The sequence below is a fragment of the Actinoplanes sp. NPDC049265 genome (assembly GCF_043197135.1).
In the GTDB taxonomy this organism is placed as follows: Bacteria; Actinomycetota; Actinomycetes; order Mycobacteriales; family Micromonosporaceae; genus Actinoplanes.
Window position 1 is genome coordinate 142,960 of sequence record NZ_JBICSP010000001.1, and the last position, 14,254, is coordinate 157,213.

The 14,254-nt window shown below is 71.4% G+C and carries 10 protein-coding genes; 2 read left to right on the forward strand and 8 right to left on the reverse strand.

The window, feature by feature from the left end; genetic code table 11:
• Window positions 1–100: 100 nt before the first annotated feature.
• Together ACGFIO_RS00680 and ACGFIO_RS00685 are read right to left on the reverse strand one after the other, a co-directional pair.
• A complete protein-coding gene (locus ACGFIO_RS00680; RefSeq protein WP_392820220.1) occupies window positions 101–1,417 on the reverse strand; it encodes an MFS transporter in 1,317 nt (438 codons plus the stop codon).
• 100 nt (window positions 1,418–1,517) lie between these two features.
• Window positions 1,518–2,945: a M1 family metallopeptidase gene (locus tag ACGFIO_RS00685; protein ID WP_392820223.1), complete on the reverse strand. Its 1,428-nt coding sequence runs from the start codon at window positions 2,943–2,945 to the stop codon at window positions 1,518–1,520.
• Window positions 2,946–3,016: 71 nt separating this feature from the next.
• On the opposite strand from ACGFIO_RS00685, the gene gatB reads away from it, so the two are divergent.
• Complete coding sequence (gatB, locus tag ACGFIO_RS00690; RefSeq protein ID WP_392820225.1) at window positions 3,017–4,510, forward strand: Asp-tRNA(Asn)/Glu-tRNA(Gln) amidotransferase subunit GatB; 1,494 nt, start codon at window positions 3,017–3,019, stop codon at window positions 4,508–4,510.
• 622 nt (window positions 4,511–5,132) lie between these two features.
• Window positions 5,133–5,549, forward strand: a complete 417-nt coding sequence (locus ACGFIO_RS00695; RefSeq protein ID WP_392820227.1) for a VOC family protein — start codon at window positions 5,133–5,135, stop codon at window positions 5,547–5,549.
• Between the two features lie 370 nt (window positions 5,550–5,919).
• On the opposite strand, the gene ACGFIO_RS00700 is transcribed toward ACGFIO_RS00695, so the two are convergent.
• The 6 genes from ACGFIO_RS00700 to ligA all read right to left on the reverse strand — a co-directional run bounded on the left by ACGFIO_RS00700 (window position 5,920) and on the right by ligA (window position 14,216).
• Complete coding sequence (locus ACGFIO_RS00700) at window positions 5,920–6,864, reverse strand: hypothetical protein (RefSeq protein WP_392820229.1); 945 nt, start codon at window positions 6,862–6,864, stop codon at window positions 5,920–5,922.
• A 579-nt stretch (window positions 6,865–7,443) separates the two neighbouring features.
• Window positions 7,444–8,907, reverse strand: a complete 1,464-nt coding sequence (gene gatA / locus ACGFIO_RS00705) for an Asp-tRNA(Asn)/Glu-tRNA(Gln) amidotransferase subunit GatA (protein WP_392820232.1) — start codon at window positions 8,905–8,907, stop codon at window positions 7,444–7,446.
• A gap of 4 nt (window positions 8,908–8,911) precedes the next feature.
• Window positions 8,912–9,211 carry an Asp-tRNA(Asn)/Glu-tRNA(Gln) amidotransferase subunit GatC gene (gene gatC / locus ACGFIO_RS00710; RefSeq protein WP_364315059.1) on the reverse strand — a complete coding sequence of 100 codons (300 nt, stop codon included), beginning with the start codon at window positions 9,209–9,211 and terminating at the stop codon, window positions 8,912–8,914.
• A 165-nt stretch (window positions 9,212–9,376) separates the two neighbouring features.
• Window positions 9,377–9,937 (reverse strand): DUF6245 family protein, encoded by a 561-nt coding sequence (locus tag ACGFIO_RS00715; RefSeq protein ID WP_392820234.1) that lies wholly within the window; start codon window positions 9,935–9,937, stop codon window positions 9,377–9,379.
• Window positions 9,938–9,976: 39 nt separating this feature from the next.
• Window positions 9,977–11,983, reverse strand: coding sequence for a putative bifunctional diguanylate cyclase/phosphodiesterase (locus ACGFIO_RS00720; protein WP_392820236.1), 2,007 nt, complete (start codon window positions 11,981–11,983; stop codon window positions 9,977–9,979).
• 127 nt (window positions 11,984–12,110) lie between these two features.
• Window positions 12,111–14,216 (reverse strand): NAD-dependent DNA ligase LigA, encoded by a 2,106-nt coding sequence (gene ligA / locus ACGFIO_RS00725; RefSeq protein WP_392820237.1) that lies wholly within the window; start codon window positions 14,214–14,216, stop codon window positions 12,111–12,113.
• Window positions 14,217–14,254: the final 38 nt, after the last annotated feature.

Consider the following 14,254-nt stretch of genomic DNA (forward strand, 5'->3'; position numbering starts at 1 on the left):
CGCCCCGGTCACCGCTCAGCCCCGGTCACCGCTCAGCCCCGGTCACCGCTCAGCCCCGGTCACCGCTCAGCCCCGGTCACCGCTCAGCCCCGGTCACCGCTCAGCGGCGCCTTGCTGCCGCCGCGAGCAGTGCCACGGCGGCGGTGGCCGCGGCGGCGACCAGCAGACCGTCGGCGGCTCCGCCGTGGTCGACCGCCCAGCCCGTCGCCGACGACGCCGCCGCCGAGCCCGCCACGCTCGCCGTGTTGAGCCACGTGTAGGCCTGGGTCAGCACCGCCCGCTCGACGATCAGGGTGGTCCGCACGTTGCTCAGCACCAGAATCACCGGAACGACCAGGCCGGTCAGCACCAGCCCGGCCCCGACCAGCAGCACCCCACCGGGCCACCCGTCCCCAGTCAGCAGCAACCCGTCCCCGGCCGACGCCAGCCCATCCCCAGCCAAGCGCAACCCGTCCCCGGCGAATGCCAGCCCATCCCCAGCCAGGGGCAACCCGTCCCCGGCGAATGCCAGCCCATCCCCAGCCAACGACAGAGCGGCGGCCCGCGACGGCCCACCGAACGGCGCGGAAGCGAGGGCCAGCAGAACGCCGCCCAGGGCCATGAGCGCTCCCACGGTGGCGAAGCCGAGACGACGAGGGCGCCGGCCATAGAGCCATCCGCCCAGCAGGCTCGCCCCGCTCGACATCGCGAACAGCGCCGTCACGGCGTACCCCCGATGTCTCTCGATCGTGAACGCGGTGACCGCGACCGGCACCGCCCCGAAGAAAACGCCCAAGGCCGCGTTGAGGCCGGCCAAGGTCAGGAAGGCGGGGCGGAGCAGCGTCCCACCCGTGCCGGCCCGGCGGACGCGGCCGGCCGGCGGTGGCGCGGTGCCACGCAGGGCGGCCAGCCACAGGCCGCCGACGACGATCAGCCCGGCCGCCACCGCGGGGCACAGCACCGGATGTCCCGTGGCGGCGATCGCACTGACCAGCACCGGGCCGACGAGGAACGCCGCCGAGTTGGCCAGCGACTCCAGCGCGAAGGCGGCCGGCAGCGCCTCCGAATCCAGCAGCGCCGCCCAGCGTGTGGCCGACAACGCCCCCAGCTGCGGAATCGTGGCACCGAGAAGCACACCGGCGACCGGCGGCATCCATCGTGGACCGGCGGCGAGCAGCAGTCCGGCCGCGGCCGCGTGACCGAGCAGCAGTGGTGGCAGGACGCGGGTCTGCCCGTACCGGTCGATCAGCCGTGCCATCTGTGGCCCGGCCACCGCCTCGGCCGCGGCGAAACAGCCGGCGACCAGGCCGGCCGCGGCAAAAGACCCGGTTCGGTGCTGAACCAGCAGGACCACGGCCAGCGCACTGGCGGCGATCCCGACGCGACCCACTCCGGCCGCGACGAAGAACGGAACACGCGACAAATCGCGATAACGCACGGAAATGCCCCTCCATCGACCGGAGGGGCGAGACTTCGCCGGGGGCCGTGCTGTGCCGGCCCCCATCGCCGGAGCTTTACGTGAAAGTCGAGGCTAACAGTTATGCCGGAGTGGTTTTCGAGTCGAGCCAGGTGTTGATCAGCTTGGTGAAGTCCTTGCCCGTCTTCTTGTTGACGAAGGCGATGAACGAGGCGCGGTCCTGGTGGCTGTTCTTCTGGGTCTGCACCCAGTCGCGGGCCAGGGCCAGGAACGCCTTGTCGCCCAGTTTGTCGTTCAGTTCCTTGAGCATGGCGGCGGGACAGATGTAGACGTTGCTCTCGGCGAAGTAGGCGGGGTTCGGCTTGCCGGGCGGGCCGGCCTTCTTGCGCAGCTTGGCGTCGCCGTCGCGGAGGAAACGTTCCAGGTCGGCGTCGCTGAAGCCCTCCTGCTCCTGCTCCCAGAGGTATTCGGCGTAGGTCGCCCAGCCCTCGTTCAGCCACAGATCGGTCCAGGTCCGCGGGGTCACCGCGTCGCCGAACCACTGGTGGGCGTACTCGTGGACGAGCACGCCGCCGAGACCGGTGATCTTGTCGCCGAGGGTGACCATCTGTTGCGTCTCCATGGCCGACGTCGAGTCGACGGTCACCGCGCCGACGGTCGGGAACGGGTACCGGCCGAACTTCTTCTCCAGCCACGAGATCGCCGCCGGTGACTTCTTGAGCTCGGCGAGCTTCTTGTCGTCGACGCCGGTCCGGGTCCAGTAGGTGAGCGGCAGGCCGTGCGGGCCGGTGGCGGTCGTCTTCCGATATCTGCTCGCCGCCATCGTCACCAGGTAGCTCGCCACCGGATCGGTGCTGCGGTAGTGAAAGCCCTTTCCGGGTACGGGCGTGCCGCTCGCCACCGCCGACCAGCCCGCGGGCACCGTCACCGCGATGTCGTAGAGCGCCTCGTCGGACGGGTGCTCGTTGACCGGGTACCAGGTGAGCGCGCCCCACGGCTCCTGCATGGTCCACAGCGAGCCGTCCTTGGTCACGTGCATGCCCAATCCCTCTTCGGCGTCGCCGCGGCGGGACGGCATCGGCACGGACTTCGGCGTCCCGTGGTAGCCGACGATCAGCGTGACCGGCTGGTCGGCGGTCACCGCGACCGGCACCGTCAGCTTCTCCTTGGTCACGGTGCCGGTCGCCGGGGTGTTGTCCACGGTCACCTGGTCGACGGTCAGGCCGGTGAAGTCGAGCGAGATGCCGGCGGCGTCGCGGGTGGGGCGGATGCGGAGGGTGGCCGTACCCGTCAAGGTCTTGGTCTTGGGCGACCACTCCAGGGCGAGGTCGTAGTGCAGCACGTCGATCCCCGGGTTGCCGCGCGCCGGGTAGAGCTTGTCGGCCACCGGCGTCGACGTGCCGCCGGACCAGGCCGCGTAGTCGATCGTGGGGGCGGCGGACGCGGACGGGGCGACCGACGACGCGGGTGCGGACGCGGCCGGCGAGGGCGTGGAGGTGCAGCCCGCGACGAGCAACAGACAGGGAATTACGGCGAGGGGACGCGGCATGCACGAGACCGTAACGAACTGATCTTGACCCGTGGGGGCGGCCCGATCCGCCGGCCGATTAGGCTTGCCCCATGACCGTCACCACCCTGCCGTCCTACGACGAGGCGACCAGCCGATACGAGCCCGTGATCGGCCTCGAGACGCATGTCGAGCTGGGGACCAGGACGAAGATGTTCTGCGGCTGCCCGACGGAGTTCGGCGCCGAGCCGAACACCCAGGTGTGCCCGGTCTGCCTGGCGCTGCCCGGCTCGCTGCCGGTGGCCAACCGGGCCGGCATCGAGGCGACGATCCGCATCGGCCTGGCACTCAACTGCGACATCGCGACCTGGTGCCGCATGGCCCGGAAGAACTACTTCTACCCCGACATGCCGAAAAACTTCCAGACGTCGCAATACGACGAGCCGCTGTGCACCGACGGCTACGTCGACGTCGAGATCGACGGCGAGACCGTGCGAATCGGCATTGAGCGCGTCCACCTCGAGGAAGACACCGGCAAGACGCTGCACGTCGGCGGGGCCACCGGCCGGATCCACGGCGCGACCGAGTCGCTGGTCGACTACAACCGGGCCGGCATCCCGCTGGTCGAGATCGTCACCAAGCCGGTGCCCGGCATCGGCGCGCGGGCGCCCGAGGTGGCCCGGGCCTACGTCACCGAGCTGCGCGACATCATCCGCTCGCTCGGCGTCTCCGACGTCCGCATGGAGCAGGGCTCGCTGCGCTGCGACGTCAACACCTCACTGAACAAGCCCGGCGACGAGTGGGGCACCCGCACCGAGACCAAGAACGTCAACTCGCTGCGCTCGGTCGAGCGCGCGGTCCGCTCCGAGATCATCCGGCAGGCCGGCATCCTCGACGCGGGCGGCCGCATCCTCCAGGAGACCCGCCACTTCCAGGAGGACACCGGCGACACCCGGTCCGGCCGGTCCAAGGAAACGGCGACCGACTACCGCTACTTCCCCGAACCCGACCTGGTGCCGATCGCGCCCGACCCGGCCTGGGTCGAGGAGCTGCGCGCGTCGCTGCCCGAGAAGCCGAGCATCAAGCGGTCCCGGCTGCGCGAGCAGTGGGGCATCAGCGAACTCGACATGCAGTCGGTGGCCAACGCGGGCGCCGTCGAGCTGATCGAGGAGACGATCGCCGCCGGTGCCTCGCCGGCCGGCGCACGCAAGTGGTGGATGGGCGAGCTGGCCCGCCGCGCCAACGAGTCGGGCATCGAGCTCGCCGCCGTCGGCGCGACCCCCGCCCAGGTGGCGCAGCTGCAGGCGCTGGTCGAGGAGGGCAAGCTCAACGACAAGCTGGCCCGCACGGTCCTCGAGGGCGTCGTGTCCGGCGAGGGCGATCCCGCCGCGGTCATGTCCGCCCGCGGCCTCGGCGTCGTCTCCGACACGGGTGCCCTGCAGGCCGCCGTCGACGAGGCCATCGCCGCCAACCCCGACATCGCCGCCAAAATCCGCGACGGCAAAATCGCCGCAGCCGGTGCCCTCGTCGGCGCGGTCATGAAGACCACCCGAGGCCAGGCCGACGCCAAGACCGTCCGCGAACTGATCCTGTCGCGTCTTTCCTAAAACCCTTCCCCTGGTACGCCCACCCGAAAGCCGGCGTGGCACTCACGCCGGCTTTCGCGTCGGCCCACTCCCTCCGCCCCACCGCCGGGTCGTCCCGGTGGGGTCACCCCCGCACGCCCTGCCCCGCACTGACCGTGTCCCACACTCACCGTGTCCCACCGTGCCTCCGCCCGGCCCCCACCGCCCATCCACCCCGCACCGCATCACCTCAACCGCGCGCAGCACCGCCCCGCATCGCCCCACTCCGCGTCAGCCCACGCCGTCCCACCACCGCCCCACTGCTGCCCACCACCGCGCTGTATCACCGCGCGCCGCACCACACCGACCGCATAGCTCCTGCGGCGCCACCACCGCGCCGCACCACCGCGTGACCGCACCGCACCCCGCCCACCGCACCGCCCGCATAGCTCCTGCGGCCCCACCACCGCGCCGCACCACCGCGTGACCGCACCGCACCGCGCACCGCACCACCGCGTGACCGCACCGCACCGCGCACCGGGTGCTGCCACACCCCCTTGCACACCGCGCCGCACCACCACACCGCGCCAGCCGATTCACCCGGTCGCGCGGCTGGTCCAGACGCGCGTTTCCCGCACCGCGTACATGGGCAACTGATTCGATCGTGGTCGACTATCCCCAGATGCTGCACACCGTCCTCGACACCCCGAACGCGCGCGAGCTGGCTGACTTCTACCGCCACCTCCTCGGCTTCCACTATCGACCCGGCGACGAGCCACCCACCGACGCGGACGCCGACGACAACCCCGACTGGTTGGTCCTGACCGACGACGCGGGCAACCACAAGCTGGCGTTCCAGCAGGTCGACGAGCTCAAGCGGACAACGTGGCCGAAGCACGAAATCCCGATGCAGCTGCACGTCGACTACACCGTGCCGACCATCGAGGAACTGCAACGCCAGCGTGCGCGAGCCGAATCCCTGGGCGCCACGATCCTGTTCGACCGCTCCGACGACAAGACCGAGCCGCTCTACGTATTCGCCGACCTGGCCGGCCACCCGTTCTGCATCTTCGTAGCCTGATCGCCCCCCACCGCCCACACCAACCACTCCCAAACCAGTGGTAGTCCAGCGCGCCATCCGCCCCGCGCAAGCCGCCCGGGCTACCACTCACCCCAACAGTGGTAGTCAGGGCACGGACGCCGCGCGCCCACCACCGCCTCGAAGTGTGGTAGCTCAGCGCGCCGTCCGGGGCGTGGACGCCGCCCGCCGCTACCACTTCCACGAGCAGTGTTAGCGCAGGGCGGGGCTGGGGGCGTGGACACCTGGCCAGGGCCCATCACTTCGACGAGCGGTGGTAACACGGCGCGGCGACCGGGGCCCGGACGCCGCCAGGGTCTACCACTTCTGCGAGCGGTGGTCGGTCGAGCGCCATGGGGCGGGGCGGGATGGGCTACCAGTGGGGCGGGGCGTTGAAGTGGGGCGGGAGCTCGGAGGGCAGGGGCGGCCAGGATGGGTCGGGGCGGAAGTCGCACCATGTGCCGTCGAACGGGAAGTTGCCGGATTCCGCCAGCGCGATTATGGAGAGGCCGGCCTTGCGGACTCGGGGTTCGTCGTGGACCCAGTACGACTCCGGTTGGGTCAGGCGCTTGGTGAAGACGTCCTCGTCCTTCCACGCCCACGTGCGGTCGGGGTGGATGACTACGTCGAGGTCCCAGTCGACGGTGTCCAGGAAGGCCGCATACATAGGCGAGGCGCCCGACTGGTCGGCGGCGCCCGGAGAAGGCCAAGGGACGCCGTCTCCCGGGGAAGGAGAAAGGTCGGCACCGGGAGACAGCGAAGGGACGGCGCCCGGAGACGGCGAGGAGTCGGCAGCCGGAACGCGGGAGGAATCGGCGGGCAAGGAGCCGTCAGCCAGACGAGGCGTGGGGCGGGCAACTGGAGAAGGCGAGAAACCGCCGGCCGGTGACGAGGAGCCGTCAACCGGCAGAGGCGCGAGGCGGGCAGCCGGAGGGGGCGGGAGACCGCCGGCCGGCGGGGGCGCAAGGCCGGCGGGCGGGAAGTTGGGTGAGAGGGCGGCGGGAGCTTCGAGGTTGCCGTACCAGCGGGCGAAAGTGCCGTCGGGGTGGAAGAACCAGCGGAGCGAATAGTCGCGGGCGGTGGGATGCCAGGACAGTGTGGCGTGGCCGGAGGGGTGGGGGACGGGAACGCGCGGGGTCGACGACCACGATGCCAGCGGGGTTTCGGGCAGGCGGCGGCCGTCTGGCATGTTGAACAGCCAGCCTCGGGTGGAAGCCGGCGCCCACAGCAGGATGCCCTCGTCGTCGCGGTGGAGCAGGTGGAACGGGAACACCCCGCCGAGTTGGTCGCGCTGCCAGTGCCGGACGTAGATCACCATGGGCGGAGACGCTCCACTTCGGAGGCGGAAAGGGTTGGTTCGCAGGGCGGCATTCTCGGCGGGTCTGGTGCGCACGTCCGGCGGGAGGTTCGGGTCGCGAGGATGCGCACGCGCGGGTCGCGGCCGGGGGCTAAGCGGCGTGGGTGTTCCGGCGGGAACTCGGGCGCGGAAAGCACGGACGCTCGGCGGCGGCCGGGGCGACCCGATCGCCGACGTTCCGGAGCATCGCGGTGCCGACGTTGCTGTCCGCGTCGTCGACGGGCCACCACACAAGATCCGGCAGGAACAACGCCCACCCACACGAACTCCGGCGGGAAATGAGGCGAGCACGGACTCCGGCCGGAACACCGCCCGCCCACACGAACTCCGGCAGGAGCACGGCCCGCCGCACAACCTCTGGCGGGGAACGCGGCCACCGCACGAAATCCGGCGAGAGCCCGGCCCGCTCACCACAGCGAAGGGGACCATCATGGCGCAACCGACCGGGACAACCCGGCGGTGGGGCAACGGGGGTGACCACCGCGAAAGCCGGCGTGTGAGCCACGCCGGCTTCTGCGTCGCGCGTACCCCCGAATGGTTTTAAAGAGCCGGCGGCGTCAACGTGCCGACCGCCGACTCGAGGGCGGCCGCCACGCGGTACATGCGGTCGTCGGCCATGGTGGGAGCCATCACCTGGAAACCGACCGGCAGGCCCTCGGAGAGGCCGCACGGGACGGAGATCGCCGGGCCGCCGTAGAGGTTGGTCGGGATGGTGTAGAGGTCGGCGAGGTACATCTGGTAGGGGTCGGACGTGCGCGAGCCGAACGGGAACGCCACGAAAGGGGTGGTGGGCGAGACGAGGACGTCGACGCGTTCGAAGGCGGACTCGAAGTCGCGGGTGATCAGCGTGCGGACCTTCTGCGCCTGGCCGTAGTAGGCGTCGTAGTAGCCGCTGGACAGGGCGTACGTGCCGAGGATGATGCGCCGCTTGACCTCGGGACCGAAGCCGGCCTCGCGGGTCAGCGACATGACCTCCTCGAGCGAGCGGTTGCCGTCGTCGCCGACGCGCAGGCCGTACCGGACGCCGTCGAAACGGGCCAGGTTGGACGAGCACTCGCTGGGGGCGATCAGGTAGTAGGCGGGCAGCGCGTACTCGAAGTGCGGGCAGGACACCTCGACGACCTCGGCACCCAGTTTGACCAGGGCGTCGAGTGACTCGCGGAACGAGGCGAGCACGCCCGGTTCGGCGCCTTCGCCGGCGAACTCCTTGACCACGCCCAGTTTGACGCCGGTCAGGTCGCCGTCGGAGCCGAGGCGCGCGGCCGCGACGACGTCGGGCACCGGCTGGGGGACTGAGGTCGAGTCGCGCGGGTCGTGGCCGGCGATCACCGAGTGCAGCAGCGCCGCGTCGGCGACGGTGCGGGCGCACGGCCCGGGGGTGTCGAGCGAGGACGAGAAGGCGATCAGCCCGTACCGTGACGTGCCGCCGTAGGTGGGCTTGGCGCCGACGGTGCCGGTGACTGCGCCCGGCTGCCGGATCGAGCCGCCGGTGTCGGTGCCGATGGCCAGCGGTGCCTCGTACGCCGCGATGGACGCGGCGCTGCCGCCACCCGAGCCGCCGGGGATGCGCCCCAGGTCCCACGGGTTGTTGGTCGGCCCGTAGGCGGAGTATTCGGTGGAGGAGCCCATCGCGAACTCGTCCATGTTCGTCTTGCCGAGCATCACGCTGCCGGCCGCGCGCAGCCGCTCGACGATGGTGGCGTCGTAGGGCGGCCGCCACCCCTCGAGGATCTTCGACGCCGCCGTCGTTGGCACCCCGCGCGTGGCCAGCACGTCTTTGACGGCGACGGGCACTCCGGCCAGCGGCGCGGACTTGTCCCCGGCGTCCACCTCGGCCGCGGCGGCCAGCGCGCCTTCGCGGTCGACGTGCAGGAACGCGTGCACCTGCGGGTCGACCGCCTCGATCCGGTCGAGGTGCGCGGTGGTCACCTCGACGGCGGAGACGTCCCCGCTCTTGATCAGCCCCGCGATCTCGGTCGCGCTGAGCCGGGTCACATCGGTCACGGGGTCAGACCTCCTCGTCCAGGATCCGGGGCACGCGGAAGCGGCCCTCGGCCTGATCCGGCGCGCCGGACAGCACCTCGGCCTGGGTGAGGCTGGGCTGCACGACATCGTCGCGGTAAACGTTCGTCAACGGCACGCTGTGTGACGTGGGCGGAATGTCGTCGGCGGCGACCTCACCCACCCGCGCGACCGACTGCAGGATGACGTCGAGCTGCCCGGCGAACCGGTCCAGCTCCTCCTCGGTCACCGCGAGCCGCGACAGGCGCGCGAGATGCGCGACCTCGTCACGCGAGATGGCAGCCATCGTCCGTCCTCCATCGCCGTTGGTCCGTCCCGAGGAGTCTATTTCGCGGCGCGTGGGGTCCACCGGCCGGGGCAAGATCAAAAGATGGGGGTCGCACCTGGGTGGGTGGTACAGACCGCTGCTCCCGCCGAGGTCGCTTCGCTCCACGTGCGTGAGGGGTCACCCTCAAAGATCAACCGACCCCAGCAGCTCCAGCAACACATCGGTGTTGTCCAGGGCCGCCTGCAGGGCCTTGCGAGCTTCCCGCAACCGCGAGGCCTGCACGGCCAGCCGCCGCACATCGCCGTCCTCCACCGCGCCCCGGGTGGCCGCGCCGACCGCCAGCAGCGTCTGCAACGCCTCGGCGGCCTGCGCGGCGGCCAACGGGATCGGATCGCTCCGGTGCTCCTGCGCGATGGCCGGCAGCTGGGCCGAAGCCCGCCGCACCTGCCACTGGATGAGGGCGGCCCGCCGGGCGGGATCGGACGAGACCCCGGCCGCGTCCAGTTGCCGCTGCCACACCGCATAGCGGGAGTCCCGGCTCAACGGCAGCCGATCGGCGACCATGGCCTCGGCCTGAGCCGCCCCCAGCAGGGCCGAGGCCAGCCACGCCCGATAGGCGTCCGGTCCACCCAGCTCGTCCACGGCCGCCAAGTGCTCTTCCTCGGTGCGGGCACCCTCGACGCCCAACGCCACCAGAGCCGAACTGAGCCGCCAGACCGAAGCCCGAACATCATCGCCGTCCACAACCGCGAACCTATCGACTCTCGTGGAGACGTTCCACACCTACCCGACCGGATGCACCGGCCGGTACCGTCCCCACCACCCCGCCAGCTCCCCGGCGGGCATGGGCCGGGCGTGGAACCACCCCTGGCTGGCGTCGCACCCGAGCGCCCCCAGCACCCGCCAGGTCCGCTCGTCCTCGACCCCTTCGGCCACCACCCGCAGCCCCAGCGCCCCCGCCAGCCCGATCACCGACCGTACGATGGCCGCGTCGTTGCGATCCCCGGCCATCCCCAGCACGAACGACCGGTCGATCTTCACCTCGGCCAGCGGCAGCCGCCGCAGATGCTGCAACGACGAATACCCGGTCCCGAAGTCGTCCAGGCTGATCGCGATCCCCATCCGGTCGAGGCGCGAGATCGTGTCCATCACCCGGTGCGGATCAGCCATCAACGCGCTCTCGGTGATCTCCAGTTGGAGCAGCGACGCCGGGACCCCGTGCGCGGCGAGCATGTCCGCGATCCGGTCGGCGATGTCGCCGGCCCGCAGATCGCGCACGCTGACGTTGACCGAGGCCCGCACGTCGCGCCCGGCCCGCCGCCACTCGGCCACCTGCGCGACAACGGTCCGCAGGACCCGATCGGTCAGCAGCCGCATGACCGGTGTCGGCTCGACCACCCGCAGCAGCTCGTCCGGCCCGACCATCCCCCGCACCGGGTGCCGCCACCGCAGCAGCGCCTCCACCCCCACCACCTCCCCGGTCGCGATGGCGATCTGCGGCTGGTAATAGATGGTGACGCCGTCGTCCGCGGACGACGAGGACAGCGCCCGGCGCAGATCGGACTGCAACGTCAGCCGCTCGGGCGAGTGGTGCGCGGCGTCAGGCCCGTAGACCGCTACCCCGGCCCCGCGCTGCTTGGCGTCGTACATGGCCGCCTCGGCCTGCCTGAGCAGGGCCGCCCCGTCGGACCCACGTTCCTGCCGGACCGCGATCCCGATCGACGCGCTGACGTCGACGGTCGTACCGTTCAGGGCGAACGGCCGCCCCAGCGCCTCGGTCAGATGCCCGGCGATCCGGCGGGCCGCCGCCGCGCCGTCCACCCGCGTGGCCAGCACCGCGAATTCGTCCCCGCCGAGCCGCACGACCAGATCGTGCGCCGGCACCACGTCGGCGAGCCGGCGGGCCACCTCGACCAGCAGCCGGTCCCCCGAGGCGTGCCCGAGCGCGTCGTTGACCGTACGGAACCGGTCGATGTCGAGCAGCAGCAGGGCACCCACCCCGCGCTGGACGACGGAACTCTGCAGGGCCCGCCGGTTGGGCAGCCCGGTGAGCGCATCGGTCCGTCCGGCCCGCTCCGACTCCCCGCTCGACCGCACCAGCCGATGCACGGCGATCAGAGCGAGCAGCGCCAGGGGTACGAGCGCCGGCCCGCCGTCCGCCGCCGCCAGCACCACCGGCCCGAGCAGCAGCAGCGCCGCCGTGGCGAAGAGCTCGACCGGCCGCACCCGCTGTCTCCGGGGCTCCGATCGCCAGTGCGCGACCAGCGCGGCGAGCCCGTACCGGGCCCCCATCCAGGCCGCCGCCGCCCCGACCGTGACCAGCGCGTCGTCCCAGCCCGGATCACCGGCTCGCAGGCCGGTCAGCGAGACGACCAGGGTCACCGCGGCCAGAGCGGCGCCGTGCTGCAGCATCAGGTGCAGCGTGCGGCGCACCGGCCGCCGCGTCTGTCCGGCGGCGACCGTCACCGCGGCGGTCTCGGCCGCCAGGGCCGGGACGATGCCCCAGGCCAGCGCGATGGCGAAGGTGAAGCAGATGGACGGCAGGATGACCGAGCTGGCCCGCCGGTCGGCGACCAGGTAGGGCCGCACGTCGACGGCGACGGCGAGCACGGCCATCACCCAGTACGCCGCCGGCAGCCGGTCGAGCCCCGGACCGGCCCACAGCGCGAGTTCGGCGCCGGCCGCGAGGACGAACACGGTCAGCCGGCCGGAGGGGCGCGGCCGCCACCGTTCGGGCACTCCCGCCTTGAGCCTGACGGGCACCGCGCGGCGCAACAGAGCGGTCCCCATGCGACCTCCACGATGGCATCGATCGACCGATGTTCCTCACCATAGGCGTGAGTGAACATATCTACGCGAAACAGACTCGCCAGATATCAGGCCGAGAAGGGCCGCCGAACGCGCTACGGCGAAAGAATCACTCGTCCGTGGCGATCTCCGCGACCTCACGGGCGGCGTCCGGGCCGTCGGCCAGCAGCACTGCGAAGCCCGCGTCGTCGAGCACCGGCACCTTCAGCGACAACGCCTTGTCGTACTTGCTGCCCGGATTTTCACCAACCACCACGAACGACGTCTTCTTGGACACCGAGCCGCTCACCTTGCCGCCCCGCGAGGTGACCGCCTCGGTCGCGGCGTCGCGCGAATAGCTGGCCAGGGTGCCGGTCACGACCACGGTCAGGCCGGCCAGCGGCTTCGGGCCCTCGTCGGTCCGCTGGTCCCGCATCCGCACCCCGGCGTCCCGCCACTTGCGCACGATCTCGCGGTGCCAGTCGACGGTGAACCACTCGCGCAGGCTGACCGCGATCGTCGGGCCCACCCCGTCGACGTCGGCCAGCCGCTCGGCGCCCTCGTCCGAGGCGACCGCCTCCTCGATGCCCTCCATCGCCCCGAACTCGCGGGCCAGCGCCTGCGCCGCGGTCGGGCCGACGTGCCGGATGGACAGCGCCACCAGCACCCGCCACAGCGGGCGGCCCTTGACCTCCTCGAGGTTCTCCAGCAGCTTGGTCGCGTTGGTGCCCAGGCTGCCGTCCTTGTTGACGAAGAACGGTGAACGCCGCAGATCGTCGGCGGTGATCCCGAACAGGTCGCCCTCGTCGGCGATGATCTGCTCGTCGAGCAGCGCCTGGGCGGCCTTGTAGCCCAGCACCTCGATGTCGAAAGCACCCCGGCCGGCCAGGTGGAACACCCGCTCGCGCAGCTGCGCCGGGCAGGACCGGGTGTTGGGGCAGCGGATGTCGACGTCGCTCTCCTTGGCCGGAGCGAGCGTCGTGCCGCAGGACGGGCACTCGGTCGGCATCACGAACTGGTGGGCGTCGTCCGGCCGCAGCTCGATGACCGGGCCCAGCACTTCGGGGATGACGTCGCCGGCCTTGCGCAGCACGACCGTGTCACCGATCCAGACGCCCTTGCGTTCCACCTCACGCGCGTTGTGCAGGGTGGCCAGGCCCACAGTGGAACCGGCCACCTTCACCGGCTCGAGCACAGCGAACGGGGTGACCCGCCCGGTCCGCCCGACATTCACCTGGATGTCGAGCAGCTTGGTGTTGACCTCCTCGGGCGGGTACTTGAAGGCGATCGCCCAGCGCGGCGCGCGGCTGGTCGAGCCGAGCCGCCCCTGGATGGACACCGGGTCCACCTTGATCACCACGCCGTCGATCTCGTGCTCGACGTCGTGCCGGTGCTCGGCGTAGTAGTCGATGTAATCCCGCACGCCGGGCATGCCGTCGACCAGTTTCCACCGGCTGCTGGTCGGCAGCCCCCACGATTTCAGGGCTTCGTACGCGTGCGACTGCGAATCAGGCGTGAAACCCTGACGCGCGCCGATGCCGTGCACCACCATGCGCAACCCCCGGGACGCGGTGATCCGCGGGTCCTTCTGCCGGAGACTGCCCGCCGCCGCGTTACGCGGGTTGGCGAACGGGTCCTTGCCCTGCTCGACCAGGAGCGCGTTGAGGTCGGCGAAGGCGGACACCGGGAAGTAGATCTCGCCGCGCACCTCGAGCAGCTCGGGCGGGTCGTCGCCGGCCAGCCGCTCGGGGATCTCGCGGATGGTGCGGACGTTGGCGGTGACATCCTCGCCGGTACGCCCGTCGCCCCGGGTGGCCCCGCGGACCAGCCGCCCCTTCTCGTAGGTCAGGTTGATCGCCAGCCCGTCCACCTTGAGCTCACAGATGAACGGCACCGGCCCGCCCGCGTCCCGCACCGTGCGGTCGGACCAGGCCTGCAGCTCATCGAGGCTGAAGACGTTGTCCAGCGACATCATCCGCTCGGCGTGCTCGACCGGCGTGAACTGCGTGGAGAACGAGCCGCCGACCCGCTGCGTCGGCGACTCGGGCGTACGCAGCGAGGGGTATTTCTCCTCCATCGCCTCGAGCTCTTTGAGCTTGGCGTCGAACTCGGCGTCGGAGACGGTCGGCGAGTCCAGCACGTAGTAGCGGTACTGATGACCGAGCAACTCCTCGGCCAGCTCGGCGTGGGCCGCGCTGACCTCGGCCGGCGGGTCGGCAATCTCGTCCGTGGGCACCGTCTGACCTCCGTGTTTCGTGCTTGGAGGCCCAATTT

What these genes read in the sequence shown, in the direction of transcription:
- ACGFIO_RS00685 (WP_392820223.1), bottom strand. Translation starts at nt 2,945, where the DNA reads ATGCCGCGTCCCCTCGCCGTAATTCCCTGTCTGTTGCTCGTCGCGGGC.
- gatB (WP_392820225.1), top strand. Translation starts at nt 3,017, where the DNA reads ATGACCGTCACCACCCTGCCGTCCTACGACGAGGCGACCAGCCGATAC.
- ACGFIO_RS00700 (WP_392820229.1), bottom strand. Translation starts at nt 6,864, where the DNA reads ATGGTGATCTACGTCCGGCACTGGCAGCGCGACCAACTCGGCGGGGTG.
- gatC (WP_364315059.1), bottom strand. Translation starts at nt 9,211, where the DNA reads ATGGCTGCCATCTCGCGTGACGAGGTCGCGCATCTCGCGCGCCTGTCG.
- ACGFIO_RS00720 (WP_392820236.1), bottom strand. Translation starts at nt 11,983, where the DNA reads ATGGGGACCGCTCTGTTGCGCCGCGCGGTGCCCGTCAGGCTCAAGGCG.